Annotated in this window: 18 protein-coding genes; 8 read left to right on the top strand and 10 right to left on the bottom strand. The window is 63.2% G+C overall.

Translation table 11 applies throughout. The features are described from left to right. Window positions 1–51: 51 nt before the first annotated feature. Genes IFT98_RS09005 through IFT98_RS08985 form a run of 5 tightly spaced genes read right to left on the bottom strand, consistent with a single transcriptional unit; the run spans window position 52 to window position 3,730 of the window. On the bottom strand, window positions 52–1,131 hold the full coding sequence (locus IFT98_RS09005; protein ID WP_244650911.1) for a 2Fe-2S iron-sulfur cluster-binding protein: 1,080 nt from the start codon (window positions 1,129–1,131) through the stop codon (window positions 52–54). Next, window positions 1,132–2,034: a diiron oxygenase gene (locus tag IFT98_RS09000; protein ID WP_192048265.1), complete on the bottom strand. Its 903-nt coding sequence runs from the start codon at window positions 2,032–2,034 to the stop codon at window positions 1,132–1,134. Window positions 2,035–2,094: 60 nt separating this feature from the next. After that, a complete protein-coding gene (locus tag IFT98_RS08995; protein ID WP_192048110.1) occupies window positions 2,095–2,322 on the bottom strand; it encodes a hypothetical protein in 228 nt (75 codons plus the stop codon). Window positions 2,323–2,327: 5 nt separating this feature from the next. Further along, window positions 2,328–3,035 (bottom strand): MOSC domain-containing protein, encoded by a 708-nt coding sequence (locus IFT98_RS08990; RefSeq protein WP_192048109.1) that lies wholly within the window; start codon window positions 3,033–3,035, stop codon window positions 2,328–2,330. Beyond that, on the bottom strand, window positions 3,032–3,730 hold the full coding sequence (locus IFT98_RS08985; RefSeq protein WP_192048108.1) for a glutamine amidotransferase: 699 nt from the start codon (window positions 3,728–3,730) through the stop codon (window positions 3,032–3,034). Before IFT98_RS08985 ends, IFT98_RS08990 begins: the two co-directional genes overlap by 4 nt. Window positions 3,731–3,758: 28 nt before the next feature. Here IFT98_RS08985 and IFT98_RS08980 point away from each other — a divergent pair, with 28 nt between their 5' ends. Continuing rightward, the gene (locus IFT98_RS08980) at window positions 3,759–5,069 is read left to right on the top strand and encodes an aminotransferase class I/II-fold pyridoxal phosphate-dependent enzyme (RefSeq protein ID WP_192048107.1); all 1,311 of its coding nucleotides are present in this window, start codon (window positions 3,759–3,761) and stop codon (window positions 5,067–5,069) included. 113 nt (window positions 5,070–5,182) lie between these two features. Here IFT98_RS08980 and orn read toward each other — a convergent pair whose 3' ends face one another. Continuing rightward, complete coding sequence (gene orn / locus IFT98_RS08975; protein ID WP_122480385.1) at window positions 5,183–5,725, bottom strand: oligoribonuclease; 543 nt, start codon at window positions 5,723–5,725, stop codon at window positions 5,183–5,185. Window positions 5,726–5,820: 95 nt separating this feature from the next. On the opposite strand from orn, the gene rsgA reads away from it, so the two are divergent. After that, on the top strand, window positions 5,821–6,852 hold the full coding sequence (rsgA, locus tag IFT98_RS08970) for a small ribosomal subunit biogenesis GTPase RsgA (protein ID WP_122714605.1): 1,032 nt from the start codon (window positions 5,821–5,823) through the stop codon (window positions 6,850–6,852). Here rsgA and IFT98_RS08965 read toward each other — a convergent pair. Next, on the bottom strand, window positions 6,846–7,784 hold the full coding sequence (locus tag IFT98_RS08965) for a LysR family transcriptional regulator (RefSeq protein WP_192048106.1): 939 nt from the start codon (window positions 7,782–7,784) through the stop codon (window positions 6,846–6,848). The two genes, rsgA and IFT98_RS08965, sit on opposite strands and share 7 nt — an antisense overlap. A gap of 98 nt (window positions 7,785–7,882) precedes the next feature. On the opposite strand from IFT98_RS08965, the gene IFT98_RS08960 reads away from it, so the two are divergent. Both IFT98_RS08960 and IFT98_RS08955 read left to right on the top strand, forming a co-directional pair. Continuing rightward, window positions 7,883–9,058, top strand: coding sequence for an aspartate aminotransferase family protein (locus tag IFT98_RS08960; protein ID WP_192048105.1), 1,176 nt, complete (start codon window positions 7,883–7,885; stop codon window positions 9,056–9,058). 197 nt (window positions 9,059–9,255) lie between these two features. Beyond that, the gene (locus IFT98_RS08955) at window positions 9,256–9,723 is read left to right on the top strand and encodes a toll/interleukin-1 receptor domain-containing protein (protein ID WP_192048104.1); all 468 of its coding nucleotides are present in this window, start codon (window positions 9,256–9,258) and stop codon (window positions 9,721–9,723) included. A 34-nt stretch (window positions 9,724–9,757) separates the two neighbouring features. On the opposite strand, the gene motB is transcribed toward IFT98_RS08955, so the two are convergent. Both motB and motA read right to left on the bottom strand, forming a co-directional pair. After that, window positions 9,758–10,783, bottom strand: a complete 1,026-nt coding sequence (motB, locus tag IFT98_RS08950) for a flagellar motor protein MotB (protein WP_192048103.1) — start codon at window positions 10,781–10,783, stop codon at window positions 9,758–9,760. A gap of 3 nt (window positions 10,784–10,786) precedes the next feature. Next, window positions 10,787–11,638 carry a flagellar motor stator protein MotA gene (motA, locus tag IFT98_RS08945; RefSeq protein ID WP_122480391.1) on the bottom strand — a complete coding sequence of 284 codons (852 nt, stop codon included), beginning with the start codon at window positions 11,636–11,638 and terminating at the stop codon, window positions 10,787–10,789. A gap of 169 nt (window positions 11,639–11,807) precedes the next feature. On the opposite strand from motA, the gene IFT98_RS08940 reads away from it, so the two are divergent. The 4 genes from IFT98_RS08940 (at window position 11,808) to IFT98_RS08925 (ending at window position 17,039) form a co-directional block, all read left to right on the top strand. Then, window positions 11,808–13,334, top strand: a complete 1,527-nt coding sequence (locus IFT98_RS08940; protein ID WP_342214144.1) for an HDOD domain-containing protein — start codon at window positions 11,808–11,810, stop codon at window positions 13,332–13,334. Window positions 13,335–13,377: 43 nt separating this feature from the next. Next, window positions 13,378–14,193, top strand: coding sequence for a rhodanese-like domain-containing protein (locus tag IFT98_RS08935; RefSeq protein ID WP_192048102.1), 816 nt, complete (start codon window positions 13,378–13,380; stop codon window positions 14,191–14,193). A gap of 9 nt (window positions 14,194–14,202) precedes the next feature. Beyond that, on the top strand, window positions 14,203–15,102 hold the full coding sequence (asd, locus tag IFT98_RS08930; protein WP_192048101.1) for an archaetidylserine decarboxylase: 900 nt from the start codon (window positions 14,203–14,205) through the stop codon (window positions 15,100–15,102). A gap of 155 nt (window positions 15,103–15,257) precedes the next feature. Beyond that, on the top strand, window positions 15,258–17,039 hold the full coding sequence (locus IFT98_RS08925; RefSeq protein WP_192048100.1) for a molecular chaperone: 1,782 nt from the start codon (window positions 15,258–15,260) through the stop codon (window positions 17,037–17,039). A 12-nt stretch (window positions 17,040–17,051) separates the two neighbouring features. Here the strand turns inward: IFT98_RS08925 and serB are convergent, their stop codons facing one another. Beyond that, on the bottom strand, window positions 17,052–18,002 hold the full coding sequence (gene serB / locus IFT98_RS08920; protein ID WP_244650923.1) for a phosphoserine phosphatase SerB: 951 nt from the start codon (window positions 18,000–18,002) through the stop codon (window positions 17,052–17,054). Between the last annotated feature and the right edge of the window lie 40 nt (window positions 18,003–18,042).

Raw genomic sequence — 18,042 nt, 5'->3', positions numbered from 1 at the left:
GGCGCCGCGATGAGCTCCCATGATACCGAGCACGGACTTGCGTTGTCCGCTTCAAGAGGTCCGGAGACACAGCGTGAGCTCATCGCCCACAGGATAGCTGCAACACGCCAATGCGTACCCAGCCGCGCGCTCCTGTGCGCTCAGTGCAAAATCGGCCTCGCTGCGACAGTCCCCTTTCAAGACCTTGATCTTGCAGGCACCACAGATTCCAGCACGACACTGACTGCGCACTTTCAGGCCCTGGGATTCCAACTGCGCAAGCAGGGTCAACGAATGAACCGCCTCGAACTCGACCCCCGACGCGGGTATCTTCAAACGCACTGTTCCAGTGTCGGCCTGCTTGGCGGGCAACGGCGAATCGGCCGAGCTGAATGCTTCGATAAAGTACTGGGCCCCACCATGCCGAACCTTCATGGCCCGGTGTATTTCTACGGCGAATGCTTGGCTTCCGCAGATTACAATGCCTTGCGACGCCTCCAGGGCGTCCAGTACCCGCTGGCTTGGACGCCCCCTCCACAAGCAGCCTTTGTCTTGGTACAGCGACTGGCGGGTGACATGGATGCGCAAGGTGAACCAGCGTTCGGCAAGCTCCAGGGTCATCAACTCGGCGAAGCATGGCACGGCTTCCAGAGAGGGCGTGCACAACAATAACGTGATCCGTGGCACTCGGCGGCCTTGCCGTGCCCATTGCCTGAATTCGCGTATCAATGCCCAAGGCAAGGTAAAACCGATACCACCAGCCAACAGCGCTACGCTATCCAAGCCTGAAAGCTGCTGCGCCGTGATGTCTCCTGCAACGCCCACACAGCGCACCAAGGCGCCGACCATCAGATGATTGAACATCGTCTCTGACAACCCTTTGGAAGGCACACGCTGGACGATGATCTCAACCTGCCAGCGCGTGGGGCAGGCCACTATCGAATAGCAGGCCGTGCGAACTTGACCGGTAGCACCTGCGTATTCAAGTATCAGGTAACGGCCTGGGACATATTCTTCTTCACGCTGTTCATCGAGCACCGTGAAGACAAATCTCCTCGCGTTCTCGGCAACGTCGCATGCCACATCACACCGTAGAAAACCTGGCCCAACTGGCTCTACGGCAGATGAATTGTTCTTGGCCGAAAGCACCATCTATTCTAGACCTATACGTGCAAGGAGACTGAAAACCGACTCGGTGTAGACCTCTACTTCGCTTGATCGAGAACACTCCAGAAGCATTGCCTCATACCCCTGGAATCCCGCTAGAGAAAGCGCCCGAGCCCAGGCACCCAGTTCGTTATCGGCAAACATCTCCACCGTCTTGGCAATTACAGCCTGCAAGTACGTTCGTTCGCCGACACTTAGCGTGTGGACGATATCGCACGCTACAAAACTGAAAACACTTGAATGGCTCCACTCATCCACCGCGTGAGTACGAGTCACCTCATGGCACACCTGCTGGATGGAGTCATCCTCGGACAAGGTCTTCAGGTAGTCAGTGATCAAGGTTTCACTGGCACAGGCAATACCGAATCGAGTGAGCCGCCGCTGCCACTCAGCCATACATGTGGACAATATCTGATCGCGCCAGCGGATAAGATTGAAGTCGCTGAAATCGAGGTAGGGCAGCTTTCGGTTCAGATAGATGTAATTGCATGCCGTGACCGACATCTTGGTGTGGAGCGCTTCGTCGAGCAGCGCCTCAGACATCACTCGCTGCAGGATGTCACGGTTGCGAGACTCGACAGGTGGCCTTTTGATGATGTCCTCGCAGGCCGGTGTCACGATGTCGCATTCGATATAAATGGTTTTGAGGTTATAGATAATCCAGCCATAGGACAGACATCTGGATTTCATTTCGGCCGTAGCCGCCTGCCAGGCTGGATGACTTCGAAACGGAACCAGCGACTCGCTAAAGTCCAACCTGCCGTGCTCGAAGAGCAATTGACTGTAAGGAGTCGCGTCGTTGTTGACTGCCGCCCGCACGACCCACAAAGAAGACAGTTTCTCCAGCATGTTCCTGACGCCATCATGGCTTTCCGGACCAACTTCCATATTCACTTGCTGCGTACCTCTTTACCCGTGATGTTCAACCAATGACGCCATTGATGGCATTCAAGTCTTTGCGAATATGCCCTGCGCATACAGCACGCGAATTCCGTCAGGCGTGGATTCCAGCAATCGGCGCTCACCCGTTTTGCGTTGTATGTCGAGGGTGTAGCCCTCGCCTTCGGGGAACCGGCGGACCACATCTGCCAATGCATGCTCGGCAGCGGCATGCTCTATATCGAACTGGCACCAGTACGCCCGGTGCAATTGAACGATGACGCGAAAGTGCTGCATGGTTTCTACTCTCCTGAAAGGGGACCCAGCACTCGGCTGGCCCAGTTCTCGATCTGGCCCGTTGTCAGGCGCCGCTCCACGAGTGAGCGCCAGGATGGTACGAGCGGCAGTTGCGCAAGTTGGCTCAACTCATCGAGGTCCAGCGGCCGTTCGTACAACAGCGCGATGACTCTGCGCAACGGCCATCGAGGGATGGGGCGATCCTGGAGCACCATTGCGTCGCCTGCTTGCAGGACACCGCCCTCGAGGACCCGGTAATACCAGCCGGTCATTGCACTGGCCTGCATGCGCAAGGCCATATCGCTCACCTCGAAGCGGTCGCTGAGCTTCCAGCAAGGCTGGCGGGTCTGGCTGACTTCGAGGAGCACGTCGCCGCAGCGAAAGATGTCACCCAGGCAAACCGTGTTTTCGTCGAGACCGACAGTCGACAGGTTCTCGCCGAATGCGCCTGGCCGTGCAAGGCGTGGATGCTCGCCGATGAGCTGTGTCCACTCCTGGTAGTGCTCGAACGGGTAGTGGTGAAGGGCTTTGTCGGGGCCTCCATGGATGCGGCGGTCCCCCTGCTCATCGCCTGTTATTCCCAGCGTTCCCACTTCAACCGGTCCGCACACCGACTCCTTGTCGATACCTGTGAAACTGCCTGGGCGCGTAAAACGGCGAGACTTGCCCGCGAGCACGTGCCGCAACTCGATGACGGACCTCGCCCCACTCATCGCAGGCGCGCCAGCCAGTCGATCAGGATCGTGCCGGCTGCTTCTACGCCTGCAGAACCCATGGCCTGGGCCTGGGCGCGCAGCTCGCGGGGGTCGATTCGCTGTTGATGCAGTTCGTTGGCATGGCCGACCAGCCATGCTTCGAGTGCCTGCGGTGCCACCTCGAGATGAAATTGCAGCGCGAGCACCTGATCGCCCACGCTGAATGCCTGATGGGGGCAGGCCTCGGTGCTGGCGAGCAGTGTCGCCTGGGGTGGTATCTCGAACTGATCGCCGTGCCAGTGCAGCACGGGTGTTCCGTGCACCAGCGGCGTGAGGACCGAGGCGCGCCCGGCTTCGGTCAAGGTGACGGGGCCGAAACCGATTTCCGTGTGGCCCATGGCGGCGACGCCCGCGCCCAGGGCACGGGCGATCAACTGGGCGCCCAGGCAGATACCCAACAAGGGTTTGCCGCTGCCCAGGTGTTGGCGGATGAGTTCGAGTTCGTCCAGCAAAAATGGATATGAGGCGTCATCGAAAGCACCGATGGGCCCACCCAGAATGATCAGCAGGTCTGCCGAGCTCACATCCAGCGACGCCAACGGATGCAGTGGCGCCTCCACCATCTGGATTTCATAGCCTTCGGCTTCCAGCACCGCAGCCAGGCAACCCAGGTCTTCGAAGGCGAGATGCCGCAATACCAACGCACTTTTCATTTATGTACCAATACAATAATATGAATGTATGAATACATTATTGACGAACGCGCGCACTGCCGTCGAGATCGCGGATGCCATCGAGCGACAGATACGGCAAGGTGATTTGCTTCAAAACGCTTCGCTGCCTTCGGTTCGCGACCTGGCAGTGCAGCTCAAGGTCAGCCCCAATACCGTTGCGGCGGCCTACAGAAGGCTGCGCGACAGCGGCATGGTGGTGACCGACGGGCGCCGCGGCACGCGCGTCAATGCACCTGGGTCGCAGGTCGCCGAACACGGCTTCGTTATTCCTCAGGGCCTCGACGACATGGCCAGCGGCAACCTGGATGCCGCGCTGTTGCCAGCCGCTGATCACGGCTGGCTGCTGCGCAACTTCAAGCAGGATGGTTTCGACCAGTTCGGCGATGATCCACAGCTATCCGGCCTGGCACGCGACTGGCTCGTGAGCCAGCGATTGCCCAGCGAGCACGTGGGCGTGTATTGCGGGGCGCTGGACGCTGTGGAGCGGGCACTGCGGGCGCGCTGCCGACCCGGCGCCACGGTACTGATCGAAGATCCGTGCTGGCCGCCGTTGCGCGACCTGCTGACCGGGCTGCAGCTCAAGCCGATGATACTGGCCATGGACGACCACGGCGCGCTGCCACCGGCGCCCGAGGTGCTGCGCGGCGCAGCCGCCGTGGTACTGACTCCCCGCGCGCAGAATCCCACCGGCTGTTCGTTCGACGCCAAGCGGTGGCGGCAGTGGTCACAGGCCATGCAGGGCGCTACCCAGACCTTGCTGGTAATCGACGATCATTGGGGGCCGTTGAGCCAGGCCCCGGCTATCGATCTGCAGCCACTGCCGCAACATTGGCTCTATGTACTGTCGACCAGCAAGTTCATCGGGCCCGACCTGCGCGTGTCGATTGCGGGCGCCAGCGCTTCCTTGCACGCCGAGATGCAACGTCAGCAGCGGGTCGGTCCGCGCTGGGTCAGTCTGCTGCTGCAACGGCTGACCGCCCACCTTTGGAACGCGATGCTGCAAGCGGATCGTTTGACGGCAGTTGGCGCCAACTATCGAAGTCGACGGCTTTCGCTCATCGAAGCGCTCGAACTCAACGGTGTGAGGTTGTGCGGCGCTGGTGAAGGTCTGCACCTGTGGCTGCCGGTCACTGACGAGACATCGACGGTGCAGGCCCTTGCAGCCGCCGGCTGGGCGGTCCAGGCGGGCCAGCCGTTCCGGTTGCAGAGCGGGCCGGCGGTGCGTGTCAGTGTCGGTAACCTGGCTCATGCCGATATCGCGCGGTTGGCCGCCGATATCGCCAGTGCCATGCAGGCACCGCGGCGTCGGGTGTATTGAGAGAGGTAGGCTTGAGGGCCCCTTCGCGGGCTAAGAACCCGCTCCCACATGGGCCTCTTCATGGGCTGAGAGCCTGCCACCCACCCCGCTCCCACAGCAGGTTTTTCCGAGCTTCAGAACTTGATGAAGTGCTTGCGGTAGTGTTGCAGCTCGGCGATGGATTCGCGGATGTCGTCCAGGGCCAGGTGGGTGCTGCCCTTCTGGAAACTGTCCTTGACCTCCGGGGCCCAGCGCGCGGCCAGCTCCTTGAGCGTCGAGACATCGAGGTTGCGGTAGTGGAAGTAGTTTTCCAGTTCGCGCATGTGGCGGTAGAGGAAGCGGCGATCCTGGCAGATGCTGTTGCCGCAGATCGGCGACTTGCCCTTGGGCACCCATTGCTCGAGGAAGGCAATGGTCTGCGCCTGGGCATCGGCCATGCTGACGGTGCTCTCGCGGACCCGCTGGGTCAGGCCGGAGCCGCCGTGCTGACGGGTGTTCCACTCGTCCATGCCGGCGAGGATCTCGTCGCTCTGGTGGATGGCGATGACCGGGCCTTCGGCGAGGGTATTGAGGTCGCTGTCGGTGACGATGGTGGCCATTTCGATGATGACATCGTGATCCGGGTCCAGGCCGGTCATTTCCAGGTCGATCCAGATCAGGTTCTGTGGGTTCTGCATGAAAGTCTCCTCGGCGTAGCTGCGCAGTTTAGCGTAGCCGGCCGTGCTAGTATCCCGCCTTCGTCAACACCTGCATTCATTTACACGGAACACACATGGCCAAACGCCAACTGAACCGCCGCCAGAACTGGCGTATCGAAAAAATCCAGGGCGAGCGCGCTGCCCGCGCCGCCAAGCGCGAGTCCCAGGCCCTGGAGACGCTCGAAGGCGGCGACCTGGGCCCCGAGCAGACGGGGCTGGTGATCGCGCACTTCGGTGTTCAGGTGGAAGTCGAGGCACTGGAAGGCGAGCACGCCGGCCAGGTCTGCCGTTGCTATCTGCGGGCCAACCTGCCAGCGCTGGTCACCGGCGACAAGGTGGTCTGGCGCGCGGGCAATCAGGGCATCGGTGTCATCGTTGCCCAACTGCCGCGCAGTACCGAGCTGTGCCGCCCCGACAGCCGCGGGCAGCTCAAGCCGGTCGCGGCCAACGTCGACCTGATCGTCATCGTGTTCGCGCCCATGCCCGAGCCCCATGCCAACCTGATCGACCGCTACCTGGTAGCCGCCGAACACGCGGGCATCCATCCCCTGCTGCTGCTGAACAAAGCCGATCTGATCGACGAGCAGAACGCGCCGGCGCTCAACGCGCTGCTGGCGGTGTATCGCCAGCTGGGTTACCCGCTGCTCGAGGTCTCGGCCCATCAGGGCGATGGCATGCAGCAATTGCAGGCACGCCTGGATGGTCACATCAGCGTATTCGTCGGCCAGTCCGGCGTGGGCAAGTCATCGCTGGTCAACAGCCTGCTGCCTGAAGTGCAGGCCCGCGTGGGTGCGCTGTCGGAATGGTCCGGCCAGGGTACGCACACCACGACCACCGCGCGCTTGTTCCACTTCCCCGGTGGCGGTGAACTGATCGACTCCCCCGGCATCCGTGAATTCGGCCTGGGCCATGTCAGCCGCGCCGACGTCGAAGCCGGTTTCATCGAGTTCGCCGACCTGCTCGGCACCTGTCGTTTCCGCGACTGCAAGCATGACCGCGAACCCGGTTGCGCCCTGCTTGCGGCACTGGACGATGGCCGAGTGCAACAGCAGCGCATGAACAGCTACCGCTCGATCATCGCCAGCCTGACCCAGGACACCTACTGATTCAGGGCACCTGCTGATCCTCGGGCCGGCTGCGGCCCGAGGGTCTGGACGATGTAGTCCACGAATGCACGCAGCTTCGGCGAACGGTATCGCGCCTGTGGATAAAGCAGGTGCATGGGTCTGCCGGGTAACGCGTATCGAGCCAGTACCTGGATCAGCTTGCCTTCCTCGAGATCGCCACGCACCAGCACGTCGGGAAGCATCACCAGGCCCATGCCCGCCAAGGCGGCCTGACGCAGTCCGGCGCTGCTGTTGGTGACCAGGCGCCCGCGAACATCGACGCCGATCGTTCCAGTGGGTCCCTGCATCGACCAACGCTTTTGCGTCCCGCGCCATTCATCGCCCGGGTTGTACATGAATTGCAGGCACTCGTGCGCGGCCAGCTCTTCGGGGTGGCCAGGCGTGCCATGGCGACGCAGGTAGTCCGGGGACGCACAGATGCTCAGTCGATAGTCGTCCAGGGGACGTGCAATCAAGGTCGAGGGCTCCAGATTACCCAAGCGCAGGGCGGCGTCGTACTGACCGTCGAGCATGTCCTGTACCTGATCGCCGAGGCTGAGGCTGACGCTGATCTGTGGGTAACGCTGCAGAAACCCCGCCAACGCCGGCGCCAGGCACTCGGCGCCGAACGTGGGCGGGGCGGTGATCCGCAACAGTCCCTGCGGGGTGGCTTGGGTGTGTTCGGCCCAGCGCTCCGAATCGGCGACCAGCCCCAGCACCTCCAGGCAGCGCTGGTAGTAGGCCTGGCCCGCATCGGTCACCTGCTGACGGCGCGTCGTGCGCAGCAACAGGCTTACCCCCAGACGCTGCTCCAGTGCCTGCAAGTGGTTGCTGACCATGGTCGTGGACAAGTCGCAGGCCTTGGCCGCCGCCGTCATGGTGCCTAGCTCCACAACTTTCACGTACACCTGCATGGCTTGGAACAGATCCATTATCAACTCCTGGTGAAAAGTGCATCCAGTCTAGCGGCGTTTATCCATCAGAGCTTGAAGGGAATACTGCGGATTCATTCCCTGCCGAGAAATTCGCGATGAGCGCCAGCCACCTGATGCCTACCTATCAACCCTTGCCCCTGATGTTCAGCCGCGGCCTCGGTACTCGCCTGTGGGACGACAGCGGCCGCGAATACCTGGACGCACTGGCCGGAGTAGCGGTGACCAACGTGGGCCATAGTCATCCCGATGTGGTAGCCGCCATCACTGAACAAGCCGGGCTGTTGCTGCACACCTCCAACCTGTATGCCATCGACTGGCAGCAACAGCTGGGTGCGAAGCTGGCCGAGAAGTCCGGCCTCGCCCTGGCGTTCTTCAACAACTCGGGAGCCGAGGCGAACGAGACCGCGTTGAAGCTGGCCCGCCTGCATGGTCATGCCCGCGGTATCGCCCGCCCCCTGGTGGTGGTCATGAACAATGCCTTTCACGGGCGCACCCTGGCCACCTTGGCGGCCAGCGACGGCGCTCACCTGAGCGCCGGACTGGGCCAACTGCCGGGAGATTGCGTCAAGATCCCCTTCGCCGACCTCGACGCGCTGGCCAACGTCACCCAGGCGTTCGGCCAGCGCATTGCGGCAGTGCTGCTCGAGCCTATTCAGGGTGAAAGCGGTGTCCATGTCGCCTCCGCGGCCTACCTGCGGGCCCTGCGTGAGCACTGCGACCACCATGGCTGGTTGCTGATGCTCGATGAGATCCAGAGTGGCATCGGCCGCACCGGCCAGTGGTTCGCCTACCAGCATGCGGGCATCCAACCGGATGTGATCACGCTGGCCAAGGCTCTGGGCAACGGCATTCCGATCGGCGCCTGCCTGGCCAGCGCGGCAGTAGGCCGCCTGTTCACGCCCGGCAGTCATGGCAGCACGTTCGGCGGCAACCCGCTGGCCTGCAGGGTTGGCTGCACGGTGCTGGACATCATCGAGCGCGAGCGGCTGCTGGACAATGCGGCGCGTCAAGGGCGAGTACTGCTCGAACGGTTGCGCAGCGAAGTGGGAAACCTGCCCGGGGTCAAAGCGGTTCGGGGCATGGGCCTGATGATCGGCATAGAGCTGGACCGGCCCTGCCGCGAGCTGATGCAGCGGGCGGCGCAAGAGCATGCCCTGTTGATCAACGTAACCCGCGGCACCACCCTTCGCCTGCTGCCGCCGCTGACCCTGAACAACGCCGAGGTCGAACGTATCGTAGCGACGATGCGCGCGCTGCTGCAGGCGCCATAGGGCCGGACAATAGGAACCAACTGTAAGGAAATTTACCTGCGGCGGTAGGGATTGTCTCTTTTCAATGACATCCCTTGCCGCTTAAACGGCATTGAACAATCTTTCAACCTTCCACACTCACGATGAAGGTTTTCCATGTTCGACCTGCCCGTTGCCTGCCTGCGCCTCGCACGACCGATTGCTGGCGGGAGTCGGCGATGAGCGTGTTCATCGGCTACCAGCATGCCGATCATCCACACGCGCTGCGGGTCCGCAAGCAGCTGCGCAGGGCCGGGATCGAGGTACGCATGGACGTGATGGACTTCGAATCGCTGACCACCCTGCATGTCACCGAGACAATCACCGCGCACATCCGCGACTGCACCCACGTGATCCTGATGATGTCCCACAGCAGCGCCCGACGTTGGTGGATACCCTTCTCCATCGGCGAGGCAACCTCGTGGGACCGGCGCATCTGTGTGTATCGAATGGGCGACCAGGCGCTGCCCGAATACCTGGCTCATTGGCCAACCCTGACACGCACGCAGCAATTGGACTTCGTCATCGAGGCCTACCACCGCGAGGCAGCCCTGCGCATGCCGACCAGTCAGCATGAAACGCCGCTGCATGTGCGAGCGCGAGATATCCACAGGGGCCTGCGCGAACGCATCGGGCGTGGATTCTAGAACAGACCCAGCGTCTGAAAGGCTGCGCGGCCCATCAGGGCGCGGGCTTGCCCGGTTCGACCATCTTCGTCGAGCCGTCTTCGAAGAGGTTCAGCCGCTGGCGCAGCTCGCGCGGCTGCACCGGCGCATCGGGATCACCGATCGACGCGCCAGGAGGACTGGCGGCTGGAGGCGCATCGGGGGCTGGCGTTTCCAGGGCTGGTTGCTCGCCTTCGATATCGCGCTGGGCCTTCTTGGTCAGCACTACGATATCGATACGGCGATTGATGGAATTCAACGGATCCTTGCGGTCGAACAGCGAAGACGAGCCATAGCCCACTACGCGCGCGATCTGCTCTTCAGGGTAGCTGCCGGCCACCAGCGCGCGACGCGCGGCATTGGCGCGGTTGGACGACAGCTCCCAATTGCCGAAGCCGCCCGCCGCACTGCCGGCGTAGGGCTTGGCATCGGTATGACCACTGACGCTGATCTTGTTCGGCACCGCCTTGATGGTGTCCGCCATGGCCAGCAGGATGTCCTCGAAATAGGGTTTGAGCCGCGCACTGCCCAGGTCGAACATCGGCCGATTCTCGGCGTCGGTTATCTGGATGCGCAAGCCGTCCTGAGTGATTTCGAAAAGGATCTGGTCCTTGAATTTCTGCAGCTGGGGGTTTTCGTCGACCTTGTTCTGCAGTTCCTGCAGCAACAATTCGAGGCGTTCCTTTTCAACCTGCTGGGCCACTTGCTCGGCCTGCTCGGCCGCGACCTGGGTCGAGGTCTCGGGCTTGGGCGGCGACACCTCGACGTCCGGATTCAGCGTCTTCTCAGGCGATAGCTGGGGCGAGCCGCCCAAGTCGATGACATAGGGCGTGCCGCTTTCGGAGAAGCCGATCGGGTCCTTGAAGTAGCCAGCGATGGCGATCTTCTGTTCAGGCGTGGCTTCGGACAACAGCCACAACACCAGGAAGAACGCCATCATCGCCGTCGCGAAGTCGGCGAACGCGATCTTCCAGGCGCCGCCGTGGTGGCCGCCGCCAAAGCGCTTGACCCGCTTGACGATGATGGGCTGGTTGTTTTCCATGACTCAGCGACCGCGTACGGCTTGTTCGAGTTCGGCGAAGCTGGGCCGGTGCGCCGGGTACAACACCTTGCGCCCGAACTCCACGGCCAGCGACGGCGGCATGCCCGAGGCCGAAGCCACCAGCGACGCCTTGATGGCCTCGTAGACGTTCAGTTCTTCCTTGGCATCATGGGCCAGGCAGGTCGCCAAGGGCCCGAAGAAACCGTAGGCCGCCAGGATACCCAGGAACGTACCGACCAGGGCGGCGCCCACGTGACCGCCGATCGCTGCCTTGTCGCCATCACCCAGCGAGGCCATGGTCACGACGATACCCAGGACCGCCGCAACGATACCGAAACCGGGCAACGCATCGGCGATGCCGGTGACAGCGTGGGACGGGTGCTCGAGCTCTTCCTTCATGCTCAACAGCTCCATGTCGAACAGACCTTCGAGTTCGTGTGGGGCCATGTTGCCCGAAGACATGATGCGCAGGTAATCGCAGATGAACGCCATCATCTGCTCGTCCTTGAGGAGGGCTGGGTACTTGGCGAAGATCGGGCTGGCGGCGACGTCCTCAATGTCGGCCTCGATGGACATCATGCCCTCGCGACGGCTCTTGTTGAGAATCTCGAACAGCAGGCTCAGCACTTCCAGATAGAAGGCATGGCTGAAGCGCGACTTGAACATCTTCAGCGACTTCTTCAGCACGATCATGGTGGTGCTGCCGGGGTTGGCCTGCAGGAACGCGCCCAGTGCGGCGCCACCGATGATCAGCACCTCGAAGGGCTGCACCAGGGCGGCCAGCTGGCCGTGGGAAAGCACGTATCCGCCCAGCACGCTCGCGAACACGACAATGATGCCGATGATTTTAGCCATGGATAAAAAACACTTCAGAAGTCGGGTTCAAGGACGAAAAAGATGATGTTGAATCTGTTGTTCTCCTTATCGGCAGAACTGCGCCAGACTATAGGCAGCGGTTTTCAAAAGCCAGTTTGGTCCGTTCGTGTAGTCGGCCTGCATTCAGGCATGCATCAGGATAAGCATAGTGTCCAACGCCAAGCCTCAAACCCTAGACACCTGGCTCGCACTGCTCGATGGCGTGCGTCTGCCGATCCCCAGGCTTTACCACGACAAGGTTCGCGCGGCGATCAAGGACAGGCGCCGCTCGCTGCGCGACATCGCCGACCTGATGCAGCACAGCCCGGCGCTGGTGCTCAGCGTGATGCGCGAAGCCAACCGGCATGCCAGCAACAGCCTGGCGGAACCGGCGGAAAGCCTCGAAGTTGCCCTGAATCGGTTGGGTCTGTCGCGCACCGAAGAGTTGTTGATGCGTTTGCCTGCGCTCGAGCCGCAGCAGATGCCCCTGACACTGCGCCAGTTGCAGATGGTCAGCCAGCACGCCAGCCAGCAGGCCAATGGCCTGTTCGCGGCACGGCTGGCACGGCTGTGGCAGGAGATCCACTGGGGCAGCCTGTTGTTCCTGTCGCCGCTCTGGCCCCTGGCTGCCACCTACCCTGAGCTGCTCGATGAATGGGAGCGGCGGGTCATTGCCGAAGGCGAAGCGGCGGCCACGGTCGAGCAGGCCTTGTTCGGCGTACCGCTGCTGGTGCTTTGCCAGGCGCTGGCGCAGAAATGGCGTCTGCCGGCCTGGGTGCTGCACGGTTATGGCCTGCTGCTGGGGGAACGTCGAGCACTGGTGCAGGCGCTGCACATCGCCCGCGACAACCAGCATCGCCTGCGCCAGCAACAGCAGCTGGACGACGAGCCGGCGTTGCGGCGCTGGTTGAACCAACCGGCCAATACCATCCTGATGGCCAACGGTCTGGCCCTGGCGGCGCAGCACGGCTGGTTCACCCCCCACCTGCAGCGCTGGCAGTACCTGAGTTGCCTCTACCTGCAAGTGCCGCTCGAACAGGTGCAGCAACAGGTCCATCAACACGCGGTGCACAGCGCCCGTGTGCACTGGGCTGCCGACTTGTGGCATCCGGCGCGCAGCCTGCCGTGGCCGCCGCAGCACACGCTCGCGACGCAGGACAGCGAACCGGCACCAGCCCCTGCGCCGAGCGAAGCGGCACTGACGAGCTGGCGGCATCTGTGCACGCAGCTGCTGGCCACACCGACGCCTTTCAACAATGCCTTGCACCTGACCACCTGTGCACGCGATGCATTGCTGGCGTGCGGCATGCAGCGCGTCATGCTGCTGATGGTCGACCGCAGCCATGGCAGCCTGCGCGTGCACCAGAGCGCCGGGCTGCCCAAGGAGGCGGCCGCGTTGAGCCTGGGCATCGAGCACAGCAGCCTGTTGCAGCGGCTGCTCGCCCAACCGACCCAGTTGCGCATGAACACCGCCAACAGTGCACAGCTCCAGGCGCTGCTGCCGGCAACCCTGCGCGCGCTGTTCCGCGGTGAACACCTGCTGCTGCGCTCGCTGGGCGTCGAAGGCCGGGTACACACGCTGCTGGTCGCCGACCAGGGCGGACGCCCGTTTTCCGAGATCAGCGTGCAGGGCTTCGGCAAGACCGCACAGTGCATCGAGCGCGCGCTGGACACCTTTACCAACCGCAGCCGGTGAGGCTTGCGCTACAATCGCCGTTCCGTTTCGTCTGGAGACCCGAATGCCTGACTTCTCTGGCCTGCCCCTGGTGATCGAGCCCGATGAGCTGGACACCCGGCTCGATGCCGCCAACCTGATCGTGGTCGACCTGACCAGCGCCGCACGTTATGCGTCCGGGCACATCCGCGGGGCGCGTTTCGTCGATCCCAAGCGTACCCAATTGGGTCAGCCACCCGCACCGGGGCTGCTGCCTGGGCTGGCGGCACTGGAGCAGCTGTTCGGCGAGCTGGGGCACAACCCGCAGGCGACCTACGTGGTCTACGACGACGAGGGCGGCGGCTGGGCCGGACGCTTCATCTGGATGCTCGACGTGATCGGTCATTCCCGCTATCACTACCTCGATGGCGGCATTCTGGCATGGGAAGCGGCCGGCCTGCCGCTCAGCCAGGACACGCCAGCCAGCGCCGGTGGCCCGCTGCCGCTGACCCTGCACGACGAGCCCACCGCCAGCCGCGAGTACCTGCAAAGCCGCCTGGGCACCAGCGACCTGGCCATCTGGGATGCCCGCGGCCCGCTGGAATACTCGGGCGAAAAAGTGCTGGCAGCCAAGGCGGGGCACATTCCCGGTGCAATCAACCTGGAGTGGACTGCGGTCATGGATCCGGCGCGCCAGCTGCGCATTCGCAGCGATGCCGCTCAGATGCTCGACGGCCTGGGCATCACCGCCGACAAGGAAATCATCACTCACTGCCAGACCCATCACCGCTCTGGTTTCACTTATCTCGTGGCCAAGGCGCTGGGCTATCCACGCGTCAAGGGCTATGCCGGTTCCTGGGGCGAATGGGGCAACCACCCCGACACCCCTATCGAAGTTTAAGGACACTCAATGAAAGATCGCTTGTTCATCATCAGTCAGTACCTGCTGCCCCATCACCTGCTCTCGCGCCTGGCCGGGTGCGTTGCCGAGTGCCGCTCGCGCTGGTTCAAGAACGCCTTCACCCGCTGGTTCGCCGAGCGCTACAACGTCGACATGTCGCTGGCCCAGGTCGAGGACCTGAGCGCCTACGAAAACTTCAACGCCTTCTTCACCCGTGCCTTGAAGCCCGATGCCCGCCCGCTGGACCCGACCCCCGGTGCAATCCTCTCGCCAGCCGACGGCGCCATCAGCCAACTGGGCACCATCGAACACGGTCGCATCTTCCAGGCCAAGGGCCACAGTTTCAGCGTGCTCGAACTGCTGGGCGGCGATCCAGACAACGCCGCCCCCTTCATGGGTGGCAAGTTCGCCACCATTTACCTGTCACCTCGCGACTACCATCGGGTGCACATGCCACTGGCGGGCACCCTGCGTGAAATGATCTATGTGCCGGGGCGCATCTTCTCGGTCAACCAGACCACCGCCGAGAACGTGCCTGAACTGTTCGCGCGCAACGAACGGGTGGTGTGCATCTTCGACACCGAACGCGGACCGATGGCCATGGTGCTGGTGGGCGCGATGATCGTCGCCTCGATAGAAACCGTCTGGGCGGGCCTGGTGACGCCACCCAAGCGCGAACTCAAGACCTTTCGCTACGACGAAGCCGCTCGCGCGCCGATCCATCTGGAGAAGGGTGCCGAGATGGGCCGCTTCAAGCTGGGCTCCACCGTGGTCATGCTGTTTGGCCCGGAACAGGTCCAATGGGCCCATCATCTGGCCAATCTTTCACCGGTGAACATGGGCCAGGGCCTGGGACTTGCGCACAGTTCGACCGCGGCCGCGTCGGCGACGCCTACCCCGGTGATCTGAGCCGCGCGGACGGCACGGCGCAGCCTCGGCGACATCGGGGCTGCGACCGTTATCCAATGCTGTTAGAGTCCTTGCATACGGCCAAATGAATGGCCTGTCTTTTTTCGTCGTTCAAGCCCTCGAGCGACGACCTGAGTTGAACCGGGAAACGACCGATGTCGCCACGCCCCCCTCTGTTGTTGCGCGCACCGACGCCATCGCAGTTGAGCCTGACCTTCTGCGAAGCGACCCCGCGCGACCTCAAGCGCTGGATTGCCAAGCTGCCCAAGGCCAATCTGGGGGAAACCGCCCGATTGCTGTACCAGGGCCTGGGCGAGCTCAACCAGCTGCTCACGCCCAGCGAAAACCGCCTGCAACTGCTCGAGCTGCTGCGGCCCGAGGTGTATTTCGTCTGCAAGCATCTGGAACGACACTTCCTCAACCAGTCTATCGTTCTCGACGAGCGCTCGCGCAAGGTCGCCAACCTGTGCCAGGCCCTGCAGAACCATCTGGCCATCGGCTACAAGCAGATCGTGCTGCGCATCAGCGCCACCTACGCGAAAGACCGTGCCTCCAAGGATCGCGCCACCCTCCTGGCCACCGCCGCGCAGCGCGCCCTGCACTGTCTGAATGGGCCGGTGATGCGTGCCAGCCTGCTGTATTGTCCGGTGCCCGACGGGGTCTGGCTGGAATTGCACCAGCTATACCAGGCAGCCCTGGCGCATCAGTTGCAGAACGTTCCGATCAACGATCCGCTGGCCGCTCATGGCACGACCCTGAGCGTGCAGCAAAGCTACACCGCCGCCTTGTTGCTGGGCAGCTCACGCTGCAACCAGATGCGCCAGCAGGCGATCCTGCGTCTGGCCGAAGTGCTCGAGGCCTGGAGCCTGCTGGTGCGTGTGCAGCCTGCCACCCTGGCTTCGAGCCTGTTCGCCATGGCGCCCGACGAAGACAGCCCGCCGCGCTACAAGACGCTGTATGAAGAGGATCAGCTGCCGCTGCTGGTCGGGCTCGATCCGGCCGATCTGGTCGAGGCCATCAAGGCGCATCTGGAAATGCCGGTCGAGCAGCGTGCGCAGTCGCGCCTGATCCCCAGCAACTTCAGTATCGATCTGCTGCAACACGTGGCGGCCGCCTGGGGCGATGTGGCGGAACGTACCTTTACCCGCACCCCTGGCCAGGGCAACCTGACGGTGTGTATCGGTATGAGCGCGCTGCATTACTACATCGGCGGCGAGCGCTCCTTCAGCGAGATCCTCAAGCGCCCGGCCCTTTCCCAGAGCGCGCAGTTCGTGCCGGGCGCCGCCACCCAGTCATGGAGCAGGCCGACCGAAACCGATCGGCACGGCGACTACGAAGAAATCCAGTACGACCTGCCAAGCGGCGAAGGCAGCGGCGCCGCCAGCGCGTCCAACAATGACCAGCACTTCCCTACCTACGCCCTGCAGATCGTCAACCACAGCCCCGGCGGCTACTGCCTGGCATGGCCAAGGGAAGTTCCACCGCAGCTGCAGGCCGGAGAAATGATCGGTATCCAGGACACTCAGGCCCAGGGCTGGAGCGTGGCGGTGGTGCGCTGGATCCGTCAGGTGCGCAGTGGCGGTACGCAGATGGGCATCGAGCTGGTGGCACCGCACGCGCAGCCATGCGGTCTGCAACTGGTACGCGTCAGCGAGCAGAACAGCCAGTTCCTCCGCGGCTTGTTGCTGCCGGAGATCCGCGCCATCGACATACCTGCCTCACTGCTGGCGCCGCGCATGCCGTTCCAGGAAGGCAACAAGGTGATCATCAACACCCAAGGTGAAGAACGCCCGGCCGGCCTTGGTCAGCGCATGACCGGCACCGGCAGCTTCAACCAGTTCGAATACCACCTGCTGGAAGTGGCCACACCGGCGCCGGCCGGTGCCGACGATGCTGCGCCCGAAGAAGACTTCGATTCGCTGTGGAAAGACCTCTGAGCCAGCCTGCGTTCAGTCGCGGCGGCCCAGCAGGTACAGCACGGCGTCCAGCCCCAGCACGCTGATGGCCTGACGCGCCGACTGCCGCACCAGCGGTTTGGCACGGAACGCCACGCCCAGGCCTGCAATCGCCAGCATGGCCAGGTCGTTGGCGCCATCGCCCACGGCGAGGGTCTCGCTCAACTCCACACCTTGTTCACGAGCCAGCTGCTGCAGCAGGTCGGCCTTGCGCTGGGCGTCGACGATCGGCTCGACTGCCAGGCCGGTGCATTTGCCGTCGACCACCTGCAATTCGTTGGCGAACACATGGGTGATACCCAGGCGCTCCTGCAACTGCCTGGCGAAATAAGTGAAGCCACCGGACAGAATGGCCGTCTTCACACCCATGCGGTTGAGTTCGGCGAACAAGCGCTCGGCCCCTTCACTCAGGCGCAGTTGAGCACCGATGTCATCGAGTACCGCAACGTCGAGACCATCGAGCAGTGCCAGACGCGCCTTGAAGCTGGCGCGAAAATCGATTTCGCCGCGCATGGCCTGCTCGGTGATGGCCGCGACGCGTTCGCCGATGCCGGCCGCCTTGGCCAGTTCGTCGATCACCTCGGCCTCGATCAGGGTCGAATCCATGTCGAACACCGCCAGGCGTGGGTGTCGGCGCTGGGGTGACTCGGGCTGGTAGACGATGTCCAGACCCAGCGCAGCGCTCAGTTCCAGCACCTGCCCGCGCAATTGCAGCGGCTGCTCCAGCGTGCCAAGCAGGCCCAGCTCGAAACAGGCGTTGCCGCCCACGGCGGCAGACAGGCGTTCGATGCTCGCCAACGCCAAGCCATGCTCGCTCAGCAGGCTGACCACCTGCTGCAAGGCGGGGTGACCGACCTGGCGCCCCATCACGCTGACCACATGTTCAGCCGGCGTGGCGGACTGGGCGGCGCTGAACGTGGTATCGGCGGCCAGAGCGGCGCGCAAGGCATCGGCGATGCCCGACTGCTCCTGAGCGGTGATGTTG

The organism is Pseudomonas sp. CFBP 8770 (assembly GCF_014841705.1).
In the GTDB taxonomy this organism is placed as follows: Bacteria; Pseudomonadota; Gammaproteobacteria; order Pseudomonadales; family Pseudomonadaceae; genus Aquipseudomonas.
Note: the sequence above shows the minus strand (reverse complement) of the source record. Positions and strands in the feature narration are given on the sequence as shown.

Coding starts and splice junctions, on each gene's coding strand:
- IFT98_RS09005 (WP_244650911.1), bottom strand. CDS start 1,131: ATGGTGCTTTCGGCCAAGAACAATTCATCTGCCGTAGAGCCAGTTGGG.
- IFT98_RS09000 (WP_192048265.1), bottom strand. CDS start 2,034: ATGGAAGTTGGTCCGGAAAGCCATGATGGCGTCAGGAACATGCTGGAG.
- IFT98_RS08995 (WP_192048110.1), bottom strand. CDS start 2,322: ATGCAGCACTTTCGCGTCATCGTTCAATTGCACCGGGCGTACTGGTGC.
- IFT98_RS08990 (WP_192048109.1), bottom strand. CDS start 3,035: ATGAGTGGGGCGAGGTCCGTCATCGAGTTGCGGCACGTGCTCGCGGGC.
- IFT98_RS08985 (WP_192048108.1), bottom strand. CDS start 3,730: ATGAAAAGTGCGTTGGTATTGCGGCATCTCGCCTTCGAAGACCTGGGT.
- IFT98_RS08980 (WP_192048107.1), top strand. CDS start 3,759: ATGAATACATTATTGACGAACGCGCGCACTGCCGTCGAGATCGCGGAT.
- orn (WP_122480385.1), bottom strand. CDS start 5,725: ATGCAGAACCCACAGAACCTGATCTGGATCGACCTGGAAATGACCGGC.
- rsgA (WP_122714605.1), top strand. CDS start 5,821: ATGGCCAAACGCCAACTGAACCGCCGCCAGAACTGGCGTATCGAAAAA.
- IFT98_RS08965 (WP_192048106.1), bottom strand. CDS start 7,784: ATGGATCTGTTCCAAGCCATGCAGGTGTACGTGAAAGTTGTGGAGCTA.
- IFT98_RS08960 (WP_192048105.1), top strand. CDS start 7,883: ATGAGCGCCAGCCACCTGATGCCTACCTATCAACCCTTGCCCCTGATG.
- IFT98_RS08955 (WP_192048104.1), top strand. CDS start 9,256: ATGAGCGTGTTCATCGGCTACCAGCATGCCGATCATCCACACGCGCTG.
- motB (WP_192048103.1), bottom strand. CDS start 10,783: ATGGAAAACAACCAGCCCATCATCGTCAAGCGGGTCAAGCGCTTTGGC.
- motA (WP_122480391.1), bottom strand. CDS start 11,638: ATGGCTAAAATCATCGGCATCATTGTCGTGTTCGCGAGCGTGCTGGGC.
- IFT98_RS08935 (WP_192048102.1), top strand. CDS start 13,378: ATGCCTGACTTCTCTGGCCTGCCCCTGGTGATCGAGCCCGATGAGCTG.
- asd (WP_192048101.1), top strand. CDS start 14,203: ATGAAAGATCGCTTGTTCATCATCAGTCAGTACCTGCTGCCCCATCAC.
- IFT98_RS08925 (WP_192048100.1), top strand. CDS start 15,258: ATGTCGCCACGCCCCCCTCTGTTGTTGCGCGCACCGACGCCATCGCAG.